The organism is Limnohabitans sp. T6-20 (assembly GCF_003063505.1).
Taxonomy (GTDB): domain Bacteria; phylum Pseudomonadota; class Gammaproteobacteria; order Burkholderiales; family Burkholderiaceae_C; genus Limnohabitans_A.
In genome coordinates, this window is the sequence record NZ_NERW01000002.1 from 454755 (window position 1) to 475024 (window position 20270).

Below are 20270 nucleotides of genomic sequence, written 5' to 3' on the forward strand. Positions count from 1 at the left end.
CATGGCCATCTCACTGTCTGCTGCCGCAGCTCGGCATGTGACCCGGTATCTCGCCAAACGCGGCTCGGGTGTTGGTGTGCGCCTGGGGGTCAAGACCACAGGCTGTTCCGGCTTGGCCTACAAGCTCGAATACGTGGACGAGATCGCCCCGGAAGACGTGGTCTTTGAAGGCCACGGCGTCAAGGTGTTGGTGGACCCGAAAAGCCTGGCCTACATCGACGGCACCGAGTTGGACTTTGTGCGCGAAGGCCTGAACGAAGGTTTCCGCTTCAACAACCCCAACGAGCGTGACCGCTGCGGTTGCGGCGAGTCGTTCCGCGTATGAGCGTTTCGTCATCGCGAGGAGCGAAGCGACGCGGCGATCCATGCCGGGATGACCACGCCTTGCTCGCCATGACAGTGACTTCATGATCAACCTTCAAGCCAACGACTTCGAGCTGTTTGACGTGCCTGCGCAGTTTGCGCAAGACCGCGCACAACTCGACGCCCGCTGGAAGGCCTTGCAGCGCGAAGCCCACCCCGACCGTTTTGCCGCCGAAGGCGCTGCAGCCCAGCGCGTGGCCATGCAGTGGTCGGTGCGCATCAATGAGGCGTATCAGCGCCTGAAAGACCCGCTCAAACGCGCCGCCTATTTGTGCGAGATGCAAGGCGCGCCCGTGCAGGCCGAGAACAACACGGCCATGCCCGCCGCATTCCTCATGCAGCAAATGGAATGGCGCGAAAACCTCGAAGACACTGACAGCACGCAAGGCCTAGAAGCCCTGGCCGATGAGGTGGCTGCAGAGCAGCGCCGAGTGCAGCAAGAGTTGGCCCGCCTGTTGGACGAGGTCAAAGACCCGGCGCAGGCCGTGGGGCAGGTGAGGGCGCTCATGTTCATTGAGCGCTTCACGCAAGAAGTGAACGCTAAACTCGACCGATTGACCTGACCCTCGGGTCGCAGCGCCTCATGCAGGTGGGCGACTTGAACACCACCCTTGATTGACCATGGCGTTACTGCAGATTTCTGAACCGGGCCAGTCGCCCGACCCCCACCAGCGACGCATTGCCGTGGGCATTGACCTGGGCACCACCCATTCGCTGGTGGCTTCTGTGCGCAATGGCGTGGCCGAGTGCTTGCCCGACGACGATGGCCGGGTGATCTTGCCCTCGGTCGTGCGCTTCATGCCTGGCCAAGGCCGACAGATTGGTTTTGACGCAGTGCAGTCTGCGGCCACCGACCCGGTCAACACCATCGCCTCGGTCAAGCGTTTCATGGGCCGCGGCCTGCAAGACATTGCCGACCGCAGCAAGTTGCCTTACGAGTTCATTGCCAGCGAAGGCACAGCCAAGGGTGGCATGCTCAGCATCCAGACGGTGCAAGGCCCCAAGTCCCCCGTCGAGGTGAGCGCCGAGATTTTGGCCACCCTGCGTTACCGCGCCGAAGACACCTTCAATGACGACTTGTATGGCGCGGTCATCACCGTGCCCGCCTACTTTGACGACGCCCAGCGCCAGGCCACCAAAGACGCCGCGCAACTGGCTGGCCTGAATGTGCTGCGCCTGATCAACGAACCCACCGCAGCGGCCATTGCTTATGGCCTGGACAACGCCAGCGAAGGTGTTTATGCCGTGTTCGATTTGGGCGGCGGCACCTTCGATATTTCCATCTTGCGCCTGACGCAAGGCGTGTTCGAAGTGCTGTCCACCGGCGGCGACTCTGCACTGGGGGGCGACGATTACGACCAGGCTCTGGCCGATGCCGCCATGGCGCGCCAACCCGCCTTGCAGGCCACCACGGCCGAGGACAAAACCGTGCTCAAGGCCTCTGCCCGTGCTGCCAAAGAGGCGCTCACGGCTGCCGATGCAGTCACTTTGAATGCCGCTTTGTCTACCGGCAGCTTGTCAGCGCCCATTAGCCGAGCAGATTTCGAGCAAGCCACCCAAGCCCTGACAGCCCGTTGCATCACCGCCGTCCGCAAAGCCCTGCGCGATGCCCAGCTGGCCAAAGATGACGTGCAAGGCGTGGTCATGGTGGGCGGCTCCACCCGCATGCCGCAAATCCAGCACGCCGTGGCCGAGTTTTTTGGCCAAGCCCCGCTCAACAACCTCAACCCCGACGAAGTCGTCGCTTTAGGTGCGGCCATTCAGGCCAACCAGCTGGCGGGCAACAACGCCGCAGGCGAGTTGCTGCTGCTTGACGTGATTCCGCTGTCGCTGGGCATCGAGACCATGGGCGGCCTGGTCGAGCGCATCATCCCGCGCAACCAGACCATCCCCACCGCCATGGCGCAAGACTTCACCACCTACCAAGATGGTCAGACCGCGCTGGCCTTGCATGTGGTGCAGGGCGAACGCGATCTGGTGCAAGACTGCCGCAGCCTGGCCCGTTTTGAACTGCGCGGCATCCCGCCCATGGCCGCGGGTGCCGCCCGCATCCGCGTCACCTTCACGGTGGACGCCGATGGCTTGCTCAGCGTCGGGGCTAAAGAACAAATCAGCGGCGTGGAGGCACGCATTGACGTCAAGCCTTCTTATGGCCTGAGCGACGATCAGATCGCCACCATGCTGCAAGAAAGCTTCACCACCGCCCAGGCCGACATGAAAGCCCGTGCGCTGGTGGAAGCCCGCGTGGACGCCGACCGCATGCTGCTGGCCACGCGCAGTGCCCTGGCAGCCGATGGCCAATTGCTGAGCGATGCTGAGCGTGACAGCATCGACGCCCAGATGGCCACTTTGCAAGCGGCCATCCAGACCGAGCAAGACGCCAAGGCGCTGGAAGACTGCACCCAGGCGCTGGCCAAAGGCACCGAAGCCTTTGCGGCCGAGCGCATGAACCACAGCATCCAGAAGGCCTTGTCTGGCCAAAACATCCAGTCCTTGTAAAGTCCGATCTGCACCGAATTCAAAGACACCTATGCCCGTCATCAAAATCCTGCCCCACCCCGAGTACTGCCCCAACGGCGCAGAAATCACCGCGCCTGCGGGCACCAGCATCTGCGAAGCGCTGCTCGACAACAAAATCAACATCGAACACGCCTGCGACATGAGCGCGGCCTGCACCACCTGCCATGTGGTGGTGCGCGAAGGCTTCAAAAGCCTCAATGAGATGGAAGAAACCGAGGAAGACCTGCTGGACCGCGCTTGGGGCCTGGAGCCCAACTCGCGCCTGAGCTGCCAGGCCTTTGTGGCCAAAAGTGATTTGGTGATCGAGATCCCCCGCTACACCATCAACCACGCCAAAGAAAACCACTGAGGCAAGACATGCGCCAAATCGTTCTGGACACCGAAACCACCGGCCTCTCGGCCGAAGGTGGCGACCGCATCATTGAACTGGGTTGCGTGGAGCTGTATGCCCGCAAGCTCACAGGTAAGAACCTGCATTTTTATTTCAACCCGGAGCGCGACAGTCACGAAGACGCGCTCAAGGTGCACGGCATCAGCAACGAGTTTTTGCGCGACAAGCCCAAGTTTGCCCAGCTGGCCGATGAAATTCTGGCGTATCTGAGCGATGCAGAACTGATCATCCACAACGCTGCATTCGACATCGGTTTCCTGAACAAAGAGCTTGAGCGTGTGGGCAAGAAACCGCTCAAAACCTATGTCAGTGGTGTGATTGACACCTTGGCCATGGCCAAGGAGATGTTCCCGGGCAAGCGCAACAGCTTGGACTCCCTGTGTGACCGTTTGGAAGTCGATAACTCCGGACGCACCCTGCACGGCGCTTTGCTGGACGCCGAGCTGTTGGCTGACGTTTACATCAACATGACACGTGGCCAGGAGGCCTTGTTGATCGACGCGGGCGATGCGCCTACCGATACCCAAACGGTTGTGGTGCAGGTGGACCTGAGCACCTATGTGCTGCCGGTCTTGCCTGCCAATGCGCAAGAGTTGGCCGCGCACGAAGATGTTTTGATGCAACTCGACAAGTCCAGCGGCGGCAAAACCGTTTGGCGGCAAGCCCCCCCCGCGTGATCTTGGGCAGTCTGAAGCAACAACGTTGATTTTGCACAAGCGCTTCAAAAACCACCATTTTTTGTGCGATAATTTAAGTCTTCGCTGCAAAGCGTAGGGCGGTTAGCTCAGGGGTAGAGCACTGCATTCACACTGCAGGGGTCACAAGTTCGAAACTTGTACTGCCCACCAAAAATACCTAATCAAAAAGCACTTGAGAGAAATCTCAAGTGCTTTTTTGTTTTTTCATTCGCATGTCGATGATTCTTTTCGTGAACGAATTCGTCTGGACGTTTTCTCGCAAGTTGCAGTAAGCTACAAGGTTTTCCACGTAACTTGTTGTCGTTCATGGACAGTCCGCTTCCATCCATCCCTGCCAAACGCTATTTCACCATCGGTGAAGTGGGCGAATTGTGTGGTGTCAAGCCGCATGTTTTGCGCTATTGGGAGCAGGAGTTCACCCAGCTTCGGCCGGTCAAGCGGCGGGGAAATCGCCGTTATTACCAGCACCATGAGGTGTTGATGATTCGGCGCATTCGTGACTTGCTTTATGACCAAGGCTTCACCATCAGTGGTGCACGCAACCGGTTGCAAGAGTTGGTGCAAGCGGACCGGCAACTCCAGCGCGGTGCATCCGACGCTGGTGACGCGACCGACGCGGCATCCGCGGTGGGCGAGCTGAATGGCTTGTCATTCCAACCCTTTGCTGCAACCGACATTGAATTTGCCGATGCAGGAGCGAACAGCACCTCGCTTCACAAAGAGTTGATCGAAATTCGTGCCTTGCTCACCCTTTGAGGGTGATTTATCTGGTTATAATTCAAAGCTTGTCGGCGTGTAGCGCAGCCTGGTAGCGCACTTGCATGGGGTGCAAGGGGTCGCGAGTTCGAATCCCGCCACGCCGACCATTTGATTGTAAAGAAGCCTCCAACTGGAAACAGTTGGAGGCTTTTTGCATTGGTGCGCGCAACTTTGCATCAATGACACATGCGCTATGGACACTTGCGCGGTCGCCATCCTTGCGGCCTGAGTTTTGAGCCCATTCACGGTCCATCTAACACCTCCCCCACGCCTCACTTCTCGACAACCTTGTCCGTCGATATCGGCACGCATGCGTGATTTGTCGGATTTGCAACGTTTACATATTATATTTATTGATAAAACTAAATTTGCTAATAAAAAATATACAAAGGTTCCCTAATTGGGTATATGTCGACGGGCTCTATTCAATAACAATTCTGAACTTATTGATGATTTTTGTGATTTCAATCACAAAAATTGATCATAAAAGCTATATGTGTCGAATATCTCCAGATAGGAGTACTTGCCACGCATGGTGAGCTTGCAGCGCTTTTATGTCAAACCGGTTGGGTTACCGACTCGGTTTGAGGGTTTGCAGCTTTGGGCAGCAGGTCCGCACATCAATAGCCCATTTCACAACTTTGAAAGTAAACCGTCATGACCCAAGCTACGTCAACCCAACCATCCACCACATTCCCACACGGCGTCCGCCTGTCCGTCGTTGTGCGCGACGGTGACGACATCGAAAACGCCGGCATCCACTTGGGTGCAGCCGAAGTGGTTTCTGTGCACGAAAACGGCGATGTCGAATTCAAGCAAGACGTCATTCCTTTCATCAGCTTCAGCAATTACGACGTGGCGATTCAAGACTTGGAGCGCTGCCTTCAGTTTGTCAAAGAAGCACGCGCCCAAAAAATCGTCAAGCAAATGGTGGATGCCGAGCTGGCCAAAGTCAACGCCTGAGAAATCCAGCTTTCCCCCGCATTGAACCCCTCACTCAAGACCGTCGAACAACAGCCGATGGCCCGCGCTGAACACCAGCTTGGATACTGCACATGAAAAAGAACCTCATTTTTATCGCCACACTCTCCTTGATGGCAGGCGCGACCAGCGCGCAAACGGTGCCCAATGCCGGTGTTTTGTTGAACCAACACAAACAAGGCGCACCTAAAAATGATGAACCCATCGTGTCTGCCAGCGGCGGCCAGCAAGTGGTTTTCAAGGGCTTCAGCTACGAGGGCTTGACCCCAGAGCAAATGGCGCAGGCCAATGCCATCACGGCCGAATATCTGAACAAAGAGGTCTTTGCCGGTCAACTCATCAAACACCTGGAGTTTCAGTTGGAGCGGCTGCATGGCGTTTCAGTGGTTTTCCAGGAAATGCCCGACGGCACCCTCAAAGCGATCCGCCCCATCTTGGGGGCCATCCACATCGACAACCAGTCTTCGTTGAAAGAGGCTGTTTTGCGCCACACGCTGCAGCGCGGTGTCGAGTTGGGCAAGACGCTCAACCGAAGCGCTCTCGAAGCGCGCTCCATGCTGGCCAATGAAATTCCGGGTGTCGTCAATCAATACCGCATGGCCCCCGGCGAGGCCCTGGGCTCAACCGATCTCCATGTGACCACCACCGACGGCAAGCGCTCAGACGGTTATGTGGGCCTGGACAACAACGGCACCTCTGCTGTGGGCATCTGGGAACTCTTGGGCGGCATCAGCGGCAACAACTTGCTGGGCATCGGCGACCGGATCACGCTCAATGGCCTCAAAAGCCAAAACGGCCAATACGTCGGCATTTTGGCCGATGCCCCCGTGGGCATGAACGATTGGCGCATGGGCTTCAACGCTTCGTCCTACCAATACGCGTATCACACAAACTGGCTCGACGGAGGTTCGGAGATGGAGTCCAAATACGCTGGCAATGCCAAAGATTTGGGCGTCAACGCCACCTACGCTTTGGCACGCTCCGAGTTTGAGCGAACCAACCTCAGCTTTGCCTACAACCACAAAGTCAGCCGCTCTAACGTGGATGTTCGCGCCAAGGCCGCAGACGGGTCCGTTTCTACAGGCGCATTCGATTTGTCGCACTGGGTCATTGACGCGGTCACCCTTGGCTTCAATGGCCTGCATGCCATGTCTGACCGCGCCATGGGCTCATACAACCTGAGCATGAGCGCGGGCCACGCTAAGCAAGAGAACAAAATCGCAGCCCGTGAAGATGGCGCAGGCGCCAAGCAACAAGGCAACTACGCAAAAATCAATTTACAAGGCTCCTACAACCGACCGTTCCAGGTGGGGGAGGGCCACTACATTTTCACAGCCAATGCCGCAGCGCAGCTGAGCCACAAAAACCTGCCCAACAGCGAAAAGATGTACGTGGGTGGCCAAAACATGATGAAGGCCTGGAGCCCGCAAACCACCGGGGGCGACAACGCCCTTTGGCTGGAGGTGAAGGCAGAAAAACACCTGACCGACAAATTGAAGGTCGGCGTGTTTGCCGAAATCGCGTATGTCGCGATCAATTACCAACCCTACGTCGCCATGTCGCCCAATCGTTCATTCGTGCTGTTCGATGACAAAAACACCTTGTCCGACGTGGGCGTGTCACTGAACTATTTGCCGGTGCAGAACTTTGAAATCTCGGGTTCGGTGGCCGTGCAGACCTCCAAGCAAGCAGTCTCTTATGGCATGCCCATTGCCAGCACCAACGATCAGAAAAAAGACGTGATGGTTTTTGTGAAAGCGATGTATCGGTTTTGACCCAGTGGCTTGAAGCCATCGTCACCAAGCTACCGAACGCCACCCATCCGCAACACATTCATTTTCTCTTGCAGCCATGAACAAAATCTACAAGCACGTCACAAACGCCAAAAACGGTCAATTGGTTTCAGCCGTTGCTGCCGAGACCGCCCGCACCACGGGTGGCTCCAGCACCGTTGACGCCACATCGGGTCAAGGCGCAGCCACCGCAACCAACTGGCTGCATGCTGCCGCCGGACGGGGCCTCAAGTCGCTCACGGCGGGCATCTTGGGCATGATGGGTGTTTTGTCGTATGCCGCTGCGCCCGTGGGCGTTGTGGTGCACGGCCAAGCCAGTTTGGTGACTCAGGGCTCGGTGTTGCACATTAACCAAACCTCCCAAGCCGCCACCGTCAACTTTCAGCAGCTGAACCTGGCCAAAGGCGAAGGCGTGGCGGTGCAAGCCCAAAAAACCAGCGACATCACCTTGCTGCGCGTTGCTAGCGGCATGAACGTCAATGGTGGTTTTGTGACCGCCAACAACAACCTCTTGATCTCATCGCCCGGGGGCATTCTCGTCAGCAATGGCGGCAAAATTTCGGCGCAAGGCGAGGTCTTTATGACCACGCAAGACATGGCCGTGGGCCAATACAACAAACCCACCGCAAAAGCCAGCACTGGCAGCCTGAGCATTTCGGGGCAATCGGTCATCAGTGGCTCCAACATCGTGCTCGATGCCGGCTCCGTCAACCTGAACCAGGCCAAAGTCATCGCTGCACCGGCCACCGCGACAGACGGTATCCGTGTGCAAGGCGCCAACGTCAGCATTCAAAGCTCCCATTTGTCGGCACCTGGCGGCAAGATTGAAGTCACGGCCGATGCCCAAGGCAGCGGCATCAACGTGCAAAACTCCACCTTGTCTGCCGAAGGCGGCAAGTTGATCATTGGTGTCGATGCGCTGGGCGCTTACGCCGCAGCCACCACCGTGCAAGGCAGTGCCCTTTCTGGTCAGTCGGTCAAGCTGGCAGGCCGGGTTTTGAACCTGGACAGCACCAACTCGGTGGCTGCAGCGCACACCCAAATTCAAACGGTCGACTTGCTCGTGAATGCCGACATGGGCAAGCTGCTCAGCTCGGTATTGCAAGCGGGCTCGGATGTGGTTTTGCAAGGCGACAACAGCGTCAGCATGGACCGCGACGCCACCATTGCGGCCAATACGTCGCACAACACCAGCCTGAGCATCGCCAACACCGGCTCGCAGCAAAACAACCCCAATGCACCGAGCTCGCCCACAACGCCCAAACCGAATCAAGTGGCGATCTTGGGCACGATCAACCTGAACGGAGGCCGCAAATCCCTGTTGGTTCACTCTGCTGGCGACTTGACGCTGGACGGCACCCGAAGCGACGTGTCGGGCGACACCACCTTCCAGGCCGTTGGCACCATCGTGGTCAATGCCGCACAGCTGTCGACCGTGGGCGACTTGACGATCGGTCGCGACGCGTTTGGCCAAGGCGCTTTGAGCAGGCAAACGGTCGTGTTTGATTCCACCTTGAACGGCTATAACATCGAAACCTCGGGCGACACCCTGACCACTCAGGGCGTGACCGCCAGAACCACGGGCGGTGCATGGCTGCTGGACCCGACAAACATCACCATCTCCTCAGCGGCATCCACTGGTGGGTCTTTGGCCGCAGCACAAGGTCAAGCAGGTGCCACAACCATCAGCACGACGGACATTCAGAATGCTATCAATGCGGGTACCAGCGTGGACGTGGTGGGCTCCGGCACGATTACTTTGTCAAATAATTTGAGTTTTGCCAACAGCACAGCCAATGCAACGCTGACGTTGGACAACACCAGTGGATCGAAGCAGGGCATCACCTTGACGGGCGGTATTGCTGCAACTGGTACCAGTTTGACCAGTATTTTCGTCAAATCTGCCGGAGGAACCATCACAGTCGGCGGGGCGATCAACGTGACTGGCTCAATAAACCTTGATAATAGTTTTGGCTGCTCAGTAGCCGGTTGTACAAAAGATAGTGGATTTTTATTAAATCTCCGCAATCAAACGACAGCAAATACAAATGCAAGTGGTGGTGTCTTGGTCAACCAAGCGCTAACAGCTTCAGGAAGCATTACACTGAAAGGTGCTACCTTAGGTAACGGTGTTCCAGCAGGTATAGGCGTCTCGATTGGGAGTTTAATTACAGCAGGAAATGGAATTTCCATTTCAGGTGCAGGTGGACTTCTGTCCGACTCAACAGGTCTTGGGATTTACGTCAATGCAGGCCTGACCGCTACCGGTGGTGACATTGTCATTAAAGGCCAAAGCTATAACTACGGCATCATTATGCGCACTGCGCAGACCATTACGGCTGCAAACGGCAGTGTCTATATTGCTGGCAGCTCTATCGTGCCAGCTTCTTCTATTTATACAAATCATGGTATTGAATTTGACGCTGGATATAGGATTATTGCAAATAACAATATTGATTTAGTTGGGTTTGTTGGGGCAAATGCAACAACAGCCTATGGTGCTATGAATGCAATTGGTAACAACGGCGCCTACAACAATCTACTGGTTGCTAAAACTGGTTACATCACACTTTCAGGTGGAACCTACCAGGGTTCAGTTACAACCACCAAGACTGCTGGAGGTATTGCAATAAGCGGCCTTGCAGCCAAATCTGCTGGGGCATTTACTATTCAAGGCGCTATACTTGATTCAGACTTGTGGGCCGTTCCTGCATCAGGCACTTCCGCTAACACAATTGGGAATATGCCTGCAGTCAATATTGGAAACTACGCAGTAACTGTCACGGGCACAACTTATAACGGTACATATGACGGCATTCAAGCTGGAGCCGGTATCAATATTGCAGGCTCTGGTTTGAATGCTTCTACCATTGTTAATTTGAATGCAACAAAACTAACCAATGCAACTGGTGATATTAACGTTAGCGCCTACAATACTGCTGGTGGTTCAAATATCGGCATCACCACTACAGGTGCTATTACTCAGAATTCGAATGGTGGAGATGTAATATTTACCAGTAACAACAGCATTTCGCAAACTGGCATCATCACGCTTGCCGCCAATAATAGTGGTTTTACTTCCGATGTTAGGTATGATACCCGCCCTGGTAACAAGTTTTCTAAAATTACTACTGGAACACTCAACTTAACAGGTGGTGTGGCTGGTTCAGCTAACCCCATTAATTATTCAATCCTAACCGCTGGAGCGCCTATTCTATCTGCTGGCGCTATCGTTGTTAATGGGGCAGTGACTATAGATAATTCATACGCCACTAATGGCGTTGTTAGTGGGTTTATTAATGAAACCAATGGTGCTATTTATGCAGGTCCTGGCGTTACCCCCGCAACCCCCACCGCCCCTCCAGCGGCTGTTTATATTGCAGGCAATGTCACTGGCAGTACCATTTCCATTGTTGGCGCTGGTGGCACGCCAAATCAAGATGGCTTAACATTTGATGGTGCACTCAGCGCTACAGGTGACATTAACATTACCGGAACGAATAATTTTTCTGGCGCTTTGGCGGCCGCGAATAATACTTATGGAATTTACACAAACAAAGTATTTTCTGTTTTAAGTACAAATGGCAATGTTAATATTAACGGTGCTACTGGCGGATCCAGTGCTTCAATTGGGAGTATTTATGGTGGTATCTATTTCAACAACGTCAATGCCACTGCAAACGCATCACAGGTTGCAAGCATCACTGGCAATAAAATAACGATCAACGGCTATGCAGCCAATACGGCAAATGACACCAGTGGTAAATCCATGGGTGTGGGGTCATATGGCGTTGACTACACAATTAATCCGGGTGTAGCCACTGCATCAGGTCAAATAGCCTTATCCATTACAGGAACCACTGTTAATCAAAGCAATCAAGGTATTAATCTGTTCACGACATCTGGTGGTGCTACAGGTGGTTTGGGGACCATCACCAGCAATTTGAACGGCGGAAATATTGCGTTTACCAGTAATGGACAAATTGTTGCAATTGAAACAATTGATATTGCAAAAAATACATCTGGATTTGATTCTCAAATCATTTACAACACCACGTCTGGTAGTAACAGGGGAGTCATTGCAAACTATGGTATTGTAACCGTTGCATCCGGTTCTACATCTGCGGTTAATTTTCAGCAAATATCCAATGGTGCCCGAATAGTTAATAACGGAGAAATTAATGTTTCCGGTTATGTTAATATTGACAATACGAATGGGTCGAGTACTACAGCTACGCTTGCCAATAGCAATGGCGCCACAATCACAGGCTCCATCACATCAGGCAGCTTGGCAGGGGCCAATGGTGTAACGATCAACACCATCGCATCGGGAACCGGCATTGGTATCAGTGATACAGCCCCTATTACAGCCACTACCGGCACAGTTCGATTGACAGCCAAAAGCGAAACTGCTTCATCCATTGATTTAACTTCCTCAAGCACGATCACTTCTGCCGGTGGTATCAGCGTTATAGGCTCTGGCTTAGCTTCAACAGATGGTACTGCTGGAGCAGTATCCACCCTTGGTGCCATATCCAATACGGGCGCAAACGGTGTATTGATATCTTCAACGGGTAACACTGCAACTGCCAACGTTTCCGATTCAGGAACAGGTGGCATTTCCATCACAGGCGGTTATGGAATTGCTGCGGGTACCTTAACAAACGGAACTATTACTGCCGTTGGTGCATTAAGCAATACCAACGGCGGCGTGATTTCTTTATCCATGGCTGAGCCAACCTCCACTGCTGGCGTTAGCGGTATTGAGTATGCGGCCGGTATAACGACCGCTAATGCGACGGTGGCCAGCAACGTGTCTTACGGAAATGTGGGCGGCGTCATGGGCGCTGTGAATGCGGCCACGGTCAACACCGTGAACTACCGCAACACGCCCACTGGCACCTCGATCACGCTGCAGGTGGAGAACTATTCGCAGGTGTATGGCACTTCTTACAGCGGCACCATTGCCAATGGGTGGTTGAGCAACAGCAGCAACGTGACCGTAAGCTCTGTGACTGGCTCTACATCGGGTTTCGGTATTGTGGGGGGCACACCGACCACAGCCGATGTGTTGTCGTCTCTTCGCTTTGCAGGCAATTTAGGCGGTAACTCCAATTTGGTGCAGTCGCTGACCAATTTGTCTGTGCTGGGAGCCATCACGTCTTCTTACGGTACGGTGAACGTGACGCCTGTCTCAGGCAAAAACACCTACACGATCACGCCCAAGGCATTGACCATCACGGGCTCCACCGCCTTGTCGGTCTATGACGGCGTGCGCAGTTATGCCGACGTGTCTGCAGCAGGTACCTCCTATGTTGGTTTGGTGAGTTCGATTGGTGGCGTGTTGACGGGTGATTCCGTGACCAGCCTGACTCGGGTCATCACGACAGCTGCCGATACCGCCACGCCCATCAGCGGCTCGGCTGTGGTGGGTTCTTATGTGGACACCTTGTCCAGTGCCGTGGGTTCTGGCCTGTCCAACTACACCATCACGTATGCACCGGGTGCATTTACCGTCACGCCTGCGGCATTGACCATCACGGGCGGCAACCGAACAACAACTTACAACGCCACCCTGCAAAACAACGCGACCTACAGCGTCGGTGGTTTGTTGGGCACCGATTCGGTGAGCAGTGTGACAGGGGTTGCCTCGGCAATGAACGCTGGCACCTACAACGACAGTTTGAGTGGTGCGTTGGGCACGGGTTTGTCTAACTACACCATCAACTATGTCAATGGCGCATTGACGATCAACAAAGCGGCCTTGAACATTGCCTCGGTGGCAGCCAGTTCCGTTTATACGGCCAGCGCCCAAACCGGCACTTACACTGTGACGGGCTTGCAGGGCACGGTGGATGCGGTGACCGGCGTCACCGGCCTGGCTTCGGGCACCAACGCGGGCACTTACACCAGCACGCTCGGCGGCGCAACGGGCACGGGGCTGGACAACTACAACATCACCTACACCAACACCGCGCCATTCACAATCACCAAAGCCAATGCCACATTGGTGGGTGTCTTGAACAACACGGCTGTTTATAGCGGTTCGGCTCAAACCAACACCGGCGCAGTGTTCACCGGCTTGCTGGGCGACGATGCAACCACGATCAGTGCGACAGGCTATGCCCAAGCCACCAACGTGGCACAGGGCACCGTGACCGACAACCTGAGCGCGACGGGTGTCGATTCGGGCAACTACAACTTCACTGTGACCAACGGCAGCTTGCGCATCACACCCAAAGCCTTGAGCGTGGTGGGGGCGCAAACCACCTCGGTTTACAACGCCAACACCCAGACCAACACTTACACCACCACTGGTTTGGTGGGCACAGATGCCATTGCAGTCACAGGATCGGCCTCGGCCAGAAACGTCAGCACCACCAACGACGCATTGGGTGTGGCCTTCACCAGCGGCGCGGCCAGCAACTACACCACCACCATCACCGATGGCTTCCTGAAAATCACGCCCGCGACCATCACCCTCAGCGGCATCACCGCAGCCGACAAGGTTTATGACAGCAACACGACGGCCAGCTTGAGTTTGGGCAGCGTGACCACGGGCGGCGTATTGTCCACCGACTCGGTGACCGTGAACACGGGAACTTTGACTGGCGCGTTCAGTGACAAAAATGTGGGCAGCCAAACCGTGGTCATTTCAGGCATCAGCCTCAGTGGCCCCGATGCCGCCAATTACCAGTTGTCGGGTGGCACCACGGCCACCACCACAGCCGCCATCACGCCCAAGACATTGAATGTGACGGGCACATCACTGACCACCACCTACAACGGCGGCGTTCAGTCTTTGGCCGCGCCTGTGGTCACAGGCTTGGTCACAGGTGACAACGTGACGATCGGTGGCAATGCCAGTGGCACCAACGCCGGGGCTTACAACGCCACGTACACTGCGGGTGGCACGGACGCAGGCAACTACAACCTGGTCAGTACCGCGCCCGCCACATTGACGATCAACAAAGCCGCTTTGGTGGTCACGGCCAATAACAGCGGCAAAATTGTGACGCAAGCCGACCCGACCTTGACCGCTCAGTTGAGTGGTCTGCAGGGCTCGGATACCGCTTCAGGCCTTGGCTACACCTACACCACCAGCCGTGCCTCGGGTGAAAACGCGGGCTCGTATGCCATCACCCCAACGGGCGCTGCCAGCCTGACCAACTACACGGTCTCTTATGTGCCAGGGCAGTTCACCATCACGCCTGCCGGTACGGTGCTGATCAAGATGAATCCCACCACCAGCACATACGGCACGGTGGTAGGCGGCACCATTGCATCAGTGGAGTATGTGGCCAGTTCAGGCGGCTCCTTGCGCACCTTGACCTTGAAGGCAGGTACCACCAACGTCTACACCGATGGCATCACAGGTGGTGGTGAAATCACGATCACTCCCACCACCAGCGTCACCAGCACCACCAATGCAGGCACATATGTGGGTGCGATCAGCAACTCCAACAGCGATGTCAGTCAATCCAATGGCAACTTCACAGGCGTTCAAACGATTGTGAACACCGCCGTGGTGAACCAGGCCAGCCTGACCTTGGCACTGGCCCCAGTGACCAAAACCTACGATGGCACCGCCTTCGCCGCCGTCACCGGGTCAAGCGTCTCTGTAACGCCTACCGGTTTGATGAACGGTCAGACGCTGGCGGGCTTGGGTGGTTTGACCTATTCGGGTGCAGCCATTGGTGCCATCAGTGCCAGCAGCACCCCCTACAGCTTGGTGGGTTCAGTCGGTTCGGGCTTTGCCAACTACAACGTGACCATTGCGCCCAGCACCGTCACGATCAACAAAGCCCCCTTGCAAATCACGGGCGGCACCAACACCTACACCTTTGACAACACCTCCCGCACCAACACGTATTCTGTGACGAGCGGTCAATTGTTTGCCAGCGACAGCATCACCGGCTTGACGGGGCGGGCCACGCGCTTGCACGCAGGCGCGACGGCCGATACCTTGTCGGCTGCGACGGGCACAGGTTTGTCCAACTACGACATCAGTTATGTCAACGGTGGCCTGACCATCAACCCAGCGCAGTTGTTGGCGGTGGCCACGCCCACCAGAACGCCGGCTTACAACGGCAGCACTGCAGTGCCCAACACCACGGTGTTGTCGGGCGTGATAGCGGGCACTTCGGTCAGTGGCACCACCAGCTTGGCACTCTCGGGTGCGGACGTGGGCACGCAGACCATCATCAACAACGGCACGCTGTTGTCGGGCCCCAACGCGGGCGACTATGTGGTGCTGAGCTCCAATTTGGCAAACACCGTCACCAACCAGGTCACGCCAAACCTGGTGTCATCGGGCAACGGCGGCGGCACGGTGGTGATCACGCCAGCACCGCTGACCATCACCGGTGGCAACGCCAGCTATGTGTTCAACAACACCACGCGCAGCAACACCTATTCGGTGACCAGCGGCACTTTGTATGGCAGTGACAGCGTGACGGGCGTGACGGGATTGGGCTCCGGTTTGCGCGCCAACACCAGTGCCAACCCGGTCTATGCGGATAACTTGTCTGCCGCCAGCGGTAGTGGTTTGAGCAACTACGCCATCACTTACGTCAATGGCGGTTTGACCATCACGCCAGCGCCGCTGACGGCCTTGGCGACTCCGGTGGCTACCACTTATTCGGGCGGCACCAGTGTGGCCAACATCACGGCCTTGAGCGGCGTGATTGCCGGAACCACGGTGTCGGGCACCACCAGTTTGGTGATGGGCTCGCCCAACGCGGGCACACAAACCATCACCAACAACGGAACCACGCTGTCGGGTGACTTTGCGAGCGACTACTATGTGGTGAGCTCCAATTTGGTGGGCACCACGCCCAATCGTGTCTCACCGAGCCTGGTTGCGACAGGCAATGGCGGCGGCACCATCGTGGTGGCCAAAGCGCCGTTGACCATCACAGGCGCAACGACTGAGGCGGTGTACAACGGTACGCAGCAAACCAACACGGCCACAGTGACCGGCGCTGTCAATGGCGAGGTGATCACCACCTCTGGCAGTGCCGTGGCGACCAATGTCAGTCAAGGCAAAGTGAACGATCAACTGGTCGCTGTGGCCGGAAGTGGCGTGGACTTGAACAACTATGCGGTCACAACCTTGCAAGGTTCTTTGACGATCACGCCGGCGACCTTGACGGTCTCGGGCATCACCGCCAACACCAAGCAATATGACGGAACCGATGCGGCCACTCTCAGCGTGTCCACGGTTTCGTACAACGGTGTTGTTCAGGCGGATATTCCCAATGTTTCGGTGAACACGGCATCTCTGCAAGGCTTGTTCTCGGACGCTAATGCGGGGTCGAACAAGGATGTTCTCGTGAGCGGAATTTCCATCACGGGACCGGCATCTTCCAACTACCAGCTGTCGGGTGGTAACTCCTTGGTGGTTGCAGGCACGATCACGCCAGCACCGCTGACCATCACCGGTGGCCATGCCAGCCATGTGTTCAACAACACCACACGCACCAACACCTATTCGGTGAGTGGCACTTTGTATGGCACAGACAGCGTGACAGGGGTGGCGGGCTTGGGGACGGGCGTGCATGCCGGGACCCATGCGGACAATTTGTCCGCAGCCGACGGCTACGGCATCAGCAACTACAACGTCACCTACGTCAATGGTGCTTTGACCATCTCCCGTGCGCAGCTCACCGCCCTGGCAACGCCTTTGGCCACCACCTATACGGGTGGCACTACCGTGGCCAACACCACGGCATTGAGTGGCGTGATTGCCGGAACCGATGTGTCGGGCATCACCAGTTTGGTGTTGGGTTCGCCCAATGCAGGTCTGCGAAACATCATCAACAACGGGACCACGCTGTCGGGCTTGAATGGCGGCGACTATGAGGTGGTGAGTTCCAATTTGGTGGGCACCACGCCCAACCAGGTCACACCGACCTTGGTTTCTTCGGGTAATGGCGGCGGCACCATCATGGTGGCCAAAGCACCTTTGAGCATCGCCGGTGCGACAAGCCAGGCCGCTTATACCGGTTCGGCGCAAACCAATACAGCCACGGTGACGGGTGCTGTCAATGGCGAGGTGATCACCACGTCCGGCAACGCCGTTGCACGCAATGTGGGCGATGTGGTGGCTGATTCACTGCTGGCGGTTGCTGGCAGTGGTGTGGACTTGAACAACTACGCGATCGCTATCATGCCGGGTTCTTTGGAGATCACTCCTGCCTCGTTTGTTGCTGCACCAGCGGCACCATCTGCACCAGCTGCGGCATTGGTGATTGAAAAGCCTGCCGATGTGTTCATCTTGCCACCCACACCGCCCGTGTTTTCTGCACCGCTTGATCGCATCAGCGATGTGCTGGCCAACGTCAACGGCATCCGTTTGTCACCTGCCGATGAGCCAGCGGCCCAGCCAGGTGCATGCAGTGCAGATTCAGCCGTCTTGTTTGGGGCTGACAGCGATATGCTGACCGATGAGGCCAAAGAGAAGCTGCGCCAGTGCTGTGCAGCAAACCAAGCCATCACCCTGTCGGGCTTGCGCGGCGCTGAGGGTGCGGGTCAGTACAACATCGATCTGGGCAAGCGCCGCGCTCAGGCGGTGCGCAAGTTCATGGAGAACGCCTGTCAAATGCCTCAGGCGGGTCATCCAGGCAAGCCTCAATAAGTGGCTTGCCCCATCCGAGAGCTCAGGGCTTGAGCTCTCGGATCACCACTGCCAGCGCGTGCCGCAGGTATTGCCCAGCCAGTGAGTGCGCTTGCGCATCGACCGACAGCATGCCGCGTTGCACCGCCATGAGTTCGTGTGTGTAGGCTTCGTTCAGGCTCAGGCTGACCCTGTAAACCCCTTGGTCGGGGAGCCATTTGCCTTGTTGCTCCCGCACCAAAATGTGCCCGCCTTGGGGTGCCGTGAGCTGCCCGTCGGGCAGTACCCGCGTGGTGTCTTTGTCGATGCTGACCACTTGGGCCTTCAGTGTGTGTGGTAAGCCCGGCGCGATGAATTGGCCAGACGCGCCGATCGTGATGCGGCGTGCCTGTTCTTCGTCGACCCAGGTCTCGATGCGCCAAGGCGCATGGCCGATCACCGTGCCCACTTTTTCGTTTTTGTCCAGCCACTGACCGGCTTGCATGTCCGGGTCATGCAGCAAGAAGCGCCCCGCAAAAGGCGCATGCGGTTGGTAGCGTTTCTGCATTTGTTGCGCACGGTCGAACTCGGCTTGGGCCGATTTAAGTTGCGTTTGAGACAGCGCCAGCGGCGTGCCTTGTTGCCCCTCGGGCATGCCCGAAGTGCTGGCTTGCCAGTTCAGACGTTGCCATCGCGATTGCGAGATGTTCATTTGCAGCAACACATCGGGCGCACGCAAGTTGACCAGAGCCTGGCCTGCCTTCACTTCTTGCCCGTGGTGGGCGTGCAGCACATCCACCACGGCCGGGCCGGGGGCGTGCACGGGCCACATTTCGGAGGGCTTGAACAGGGCCGAGACCGATATATGAGTTGGCAGTGGGATGGCAAACAGCAGAAACAGCAAGCCGGCCACGCCGCCGGTGACTTTGGCGCGCGGGCTTTGCACGATGGCCGCTTTGCGTGTGAGCCATTCGCGCAATTCACTGCGCAGCGGGAACCAGATGAACCAATAAATTTCGATGGCAAACAGCACCACGCCCAGCAGTTTGGTGAACAGGTGGTAAACCATCAAGGCGATGCCAATGAACAAGACCAGGCGGTAAAGCCAGGTGGCCCAGGCAAACAGAATGAGGCCGGTTTTTTTCCAGGCCGGAAAGACTTCGGGTTCGGGCTCGTTCAGCTTGAAGAGCCACTCGCGCAAGCGCCAGCGCGCCAAGGCAAAGCTGCGTTGGTGCAGGTTGGGCATCTCCAACAGATCGCAAACGATGAAGTAGCCGTCGAAGCGCATGAAGGGGCTGGCGTTCAGGGCGATGGTGATGCCCAGGCTGACAGACGCCACAAAAAACATGGCCGAGCGCAAGGCCCCGTCGGGCAACAAGGACCAGGCCAGCAAGGCCCAGGCGGCCAGCATGGCTTCGGTGGCGATGCCTGCACCAGAGATTTGCAGGCGCTTGCGGCGGTCGGGGATTTTCCAGGCTTCGTTGGTGTCTGTGTAGGCCATGGGCCACATGACCAGAAAAGCTACACCCATGGTGGGCACACGCCCACCGTGGCGTTTGACGGCATAGGCGTGGCCCAACTCGTGCAAAACCTTGACGATGAAGAGTGCCACTCCATACGAGGCCAGGCCTTGCAGGGTGAAGGTGTCGAGCAAGAAGGCGTGAAAGACGTCCCATTGCTGCACCACCTGCGTCATGCCCAGCACAAAGGCCCCCAGCGTGAACCAGCGGAATTTGGCCGAAAAGAAGACTTCGGCGATGCCCAGCGTTTTTTCGAGCCAGGGGTCAGGCCGCACCAGTGGGAATCTGAAAAACAGGTAGTGGTGAATCAGCCATTGCCACCAGGTGTTTTGCGCGGCCAGTTTGCGCTCGGCCATTTTCTGGATGCCTTCGGCGCTGTCCACGCGCAAGAGCTGTTGCTCGGTCAGAAATTTCAGGGTTTGCTCGAGGTCGTCCAGACTGACTTCCAGCGGGGTATCACGTTCGATGGCGTTCACAATCGCCGGGCCGTCGTCCAGGTGCCATCGGCTGAGGATTTCAAAGGTGAGCCAGTCGATCCTGAAGAACTGTTGGCGCACCGGGTCTTGCAAGACCCAGCTGGGCTGGCCGTTGGCCAGTTTGGGGCCTTCGAACAGGTCGAGTTCTTCGCGCAGGGAGGGCAGTGCCATG

General features: G+C 56.7%; 14 protein-coding genes and 2 tRNA genes. 11 read left to right on the forward strand and 5 right to left on the reverse strand.

The genetic code is table 11. The annotated features are described in order from the left end of the window. Position 1 precedes the first annotated feature (1 nt). The 10 genes from iscA (at position 2) to B9Z33_RS08495 (ending at position 7487) form a co-directional block, all read left to right on the forward strand. On the forward strand, positions 2-325 hold the full coding sequence (gene iscA, locus B9Z33_RS08450; protein ID WP_019425275.1) for an iron-sulfur cluster assembly protein IscA: 324 nt from the start codon (positions 2-4) through the stop codon (positions 323-325). Positions 326-410: 85 nt separating this feature from the next. Then, complete coding sequence (hscB, locus tag B9Z33_RS08455) at positions 411-926, forward strand: Fe-S protein assembly co-chaperone HscB (RefSeq protein WP_199220331.1); 516 nt, start codon at positions 411-413, stop codon at positions 924-926. A 58-nt stretch (positions 927-984) separates the two neighbouring features. Continuing rightward, the gene (hscA, locus tag B9Z33_RS08460; RefSeq protein WP_108286573.1) at positions 985-2862 is read left to right on the forward strand and encodes a Fe-S protein assembly chaperone HscA; all 1878 of its coding nucleotides are present in this window, start codon (positions 985-987) and stop codon (positions 2860-2862) included. A gap of 31 nt (positions 2863-2893) precedes the next feature. Next, a complete protein-coding gene (fdx, locus tag B9Z33_RS08465) occupies positions 2894-3232 on the forward strand; it encodes an ISC system 2Fe-2S type ferredoxin (protein WP_108286574.1) in 339 nt (112 codons plus the stop codon). A gap of 8 nt (positions 3233-3240) precedes the next feature. Continuing rightward, positions 3241-3951 (forward strand): DNA polymerase III subunit epsilon, encoded by a 711-nt coding sequence (gene dnaQ / locus B9Z33_RS08470; RefSeq protein WP_108286575.1) that lies wholly within the window; start codon positions 3241-3243, stop codon positions 3949-3951. Positions 3952-4047: 96 nt separating this feature from the next. After that, positions 4048-4122, forward strand: a tRNA-Val gene (locus tag B9Z33_RS08475). Between the two features lie 156 nt (positions 4123-4278). After that, on the forward strand, positions 4279-4728 hold the full coding sequence (locus B9Z33_RS08480) for a MerR family transcriptional regulator (protein WP_108286576.1): 450 nt from the start codon (positions 4279-4281) through the stop codon (positions 4726-4728). Positions 4729-4761: 33 nt separating this feature from the next. Next, positions 4762-4838, forward strand: a tRNA-Pro gene (locus B9Z33_RS08485). 550 nt (positions 4839-5388) lie between these two features. After that, a complete protein-coding gene (locus B9Z33_RS08490; RefSeq protein ID WP_108286577.1) occupies positions 5389-5694 on the forward strand; it encodes a hypothetical protein in 306 nt (101 codons plus the stop codon). A 92-nt stretch (positions 5695-5786) separates the two neighbouring features. After that, positions 5787-7487: a ShlB/FhaC/HecB family hemolysin secretion/activation protein gene (locus B9Z33_RS08495; protein ID WP_108286578.1), complete on the forward strand. Its 1701-nt coding sequence runs from the start codon at positions 5787-5789 to the stop codon at positions 7485-7487. A 127-nt stretch (positions 7488-7614) separates the two neighbouring features. On the opposite strand, the gene B9Z33_RS15530 is transcribed toward B9Z33_RS08495, so the two are convergent. The 4 genes from B9Z33_RS15530 to B9Z33_RS15430 all read right to left on the reverse strand — a co-directional run bounded on the left by B9Z33_RS15530 (position 7615) and on the right by B9Z33_RS15430 (position 12131). After that, positions 7615-7929 carry a hypothetical protein gene (locus B9Z33_RS15530; protein WP_108286579.1) on the reverse strand — a complete coding sequence of 105 codons (315 nt, stop codon included), beginning with the start codon at positions 7927-7929 and terminating at the stop codon, positions 7615-7617. A gap of 93 nt (positions 7930-8022) precedes the next feature. After that, on the reverse strand, positions 8023-8979 hold the full coding sequence (locus B9Z33_RS15425; RefSeq protein WP_146183842.1) for a hypothetical protein: 957 nt from the start codon (positions 8977-8979) through the stop codon (positions 8023-8025). A gap of 227 nt (positions 8980-9206) precedes the next feature. Beyond that, entirely contained in the window at positions 9207-9443 is a 237-nt protein-coding gene (locus tag B9Z33_RS08515; protein ID WP_158270195.1) for a hypothetical protein, read from the reverse strand. Between the two features lie 2253 nt (positions 9444-11696). Next, the gene (locus B9Z33_RS15430; protein ID WP_146183843.1) at positions 11697-12131 is read right to left on the reverse strand and encodes a hypothetical protein; all 435 of its coding nucleotides are present in this window, start codon (positions 12129-12131) and stop codon (positions 11697-11699) included. A 100-nt stretch (positions 12132-12231) separates the two neighbouring features. Here B9Z33_RS15430 and B9Z33_RS08520 point away from each other — a divergent pair, with 100 nt between their 5' ends. Next, positions 12232-18144 carry a YDG domain-containing protein gene (locus tag B9Z33_RS08520; RefSeq protein WP_146183844.1) on the forward strand — a complete coding sequence of 1971 codons (5913 nt, stop codon included), beginning with the start codon at positions 12232-12234 and terminating at the stop codon, positions 18142-18144. Positions 18145-18166: 22 nt separating this feature from the next. On the opposite strand, the gene B9Z33_RS08525 is transcribed toward B9Z33_RS08520, so the two are convergent. Continuing rightward, positions 18167-20269 carry an HlyD family secretion protein gene (locus B9Z33_RS08525; RefSeq protein ID WP_108286584.1) on the reverse strand — a complete coding sequence of 701 codons (2103 nt, stop codon included), beginning with the start codon at positions 20267-20269 and terminating at the stop codon, positions 18167-18169. Position 20270: the final 1 nt, after the last annotated feature.

Coding starts and splice junctions, on each gene's coding strand:
- B9Z33_RS15430 (WP_146183843.1), bottom strand. CDS start 12,131: ATGGAAATGCCACCTGTTCCTGAATCGGAAACGTTGGCAGTTGCAGTG.
- B9Z33_RS08495 (WP_108286578.1), top strand. CDS start 5,787: ATGAAAAAGAACCTCATTTTTATCGCCACACTCTCCTTGATGGCAGGC.
- B9Z33_RS08520 (WP_146183844.1), top strand. CDS start 12,232: ATGGCTGAGCCAACCTCCACTGCTGGCGTTAGCGGTATTGAGTATGCG.
- B9Z33_RS08490 (WP_108286577.1), top strand. CDS start 5,389: ATGACCCAAGCTACGTCAACCCAACCATCCACCACATTCCCACACGGC.
- B9Z33_RS08480 (WP_108286576.1), top strand. CDS start 4,279: ATGGACAGTCCGCTTCCATCCATCCCTGCCAAACGCTATTTCACCATC.
- dnaQ (WP_108286575.1), top strand. CDS start 3,241: ATGCGCCAAATCGTTCTGGACACCGAAACCACCGGCCTCTCGGCCGAA.
- hscA (WP_108286573.1), top strand. CDS start 985: ATGGCGTTACTGCAGATTTCTGAACCGGGCCAGTCGCCCGACCCCCAC.
- fdx (WP_108286574.1), top strand. CDS start 2,894: ATGCCCGTCATCAAAATCCTGCCCCACCCCGAGTACTGCCCCAACGGC.
- B9Z33_RS08525 (WP_108286584.1), bottom strand. CDS start 20,269: ATGGCACTGCCCTCCCTGCGCGAAGAACTCGACCTGTTCGAAGGCCCC.
- iscA (WP_019425275.1), top strand. CDS start 2: ATGGCCATCTCACTGTCTGCTGCCGCAGCTCGGCATGTGACCCGGTAT.